The organism is Sphingomonas flavida, assembly GCF_036663655.1.
Lineage (GTDB): Bacteria > Pseudomonadota > Alphaproteobacteria > Sphingomonadales > Sphingomonadaceae > Sphingomonas.
The window spans coordinates 1-1,049 of the sequence record NZ_JAXOJH010000061.1 but is presented as its reverse complement, the minus strand read 5'-3'; the positions used below and the strand labels follow the sequence as shown (position 1 = coordinate 1,049).

At 75.8% G+C, this 1,049-nt stretch carries 1 protein-coding gene; it reads right to left on the bottom strand.

Going from position 1 to position 1,049, the window contains the following annotated elements:
- Window positions 1–165: 165 nt before the first annotated feature.
- Window positions 166–1,049: hypothetical protein (locus U1703_RS19110; RefSeq protein ID WP_332786982.1), on the bottom strand; the 884-nt coding region annotated here is incomplete at its 5' end.

The window sequence follows — 1,049 nt, the reverse complement described above, 5'->3', positions numbered from 1 at the left end:
CCCCAGCCACCCCTGCAGGGTCACCATGGTGTCGTTGAGCATGTCGTCTCCTTCGGTCTCGTGATGTCGAGACCACAGGCAACGCGCGCCCACCGACGACCCGGAACGTCGGGAGCGCGGGCTGTGGACCGCCGTGCCCGGAGCCGTCCTGTGGACGGCTCGTGGCTACTTGAGCGCGGTGGCGAGGTGCGTGCGCACCGCGGTGTAGGCGGCGAGCTCGGCCGCCACCGGCTGCACGACCAGCTCGTCGGCCACCTCGTGGACGGCGGCGCGCAGGCGCCGGTCGGCGGAGGCCGCCCGCCGGCGTGCGGTGGCCGCCACCAGCCAGCGGCACACCAGGGCCAGCAGCACCCCCAGCGCGACACCCCCGAGCAGCAGCAGCGTCGGCAGCGCCAGCGGACCGACGTCGGGCGTGCTCGGCTCCGAGAGCTTGAGGTAGCCCATGACCGCCAGGGCCGCCAGCCACAGGCCGCCGACGAGCGCGGCCGCGATCAGCAGCCACTGGACGAACCGGACAGCGCCCGCCCAGGCGGGGATCCGGGCCACCCCGAGGTCGGTGTCGCCGACGGCGCGGTCGAGGCGGTCGTTGAGGTCGGCGATCCGCGAGGTCGACGCGCGACGTACGGCCTCCACCCAGGGCCGGCCGAGGCCGGCCGAGGCGTCGTCGGCCAGCGCGCGGACCTCGGTGTCGACCCGGGCCCGCTGGATCGGCGTGGTCTCGGGCAACGAGGTGCGCGACCGCCCGGACAGCTGCTCGGCGGCGTCGCCGAGGTCGAGGTGGAGGCGCTTCAGGGGGTCGGGCTTGAGGCGCGAGAACCACGCCACGACCGGCCAACCGGTCGCCCGTCCCGCGCGGAGCCGGGTCGAGCGCTCCACGGCGGCGACGACCGTGGGTACGCCGGCGGCCTCGGCGAAGGCGTCCTCGAGGTCGGCGACCCGGGAGTCGGAGAGGGCGCGCGACTTGCCGGCGCCCGAGACCTCCTGCATGCGGGCGGCCACGCCCTTCAGGTCGGCCTCGAGCCGCTGTCGCGTGGCCTGCTTGTCGCGCA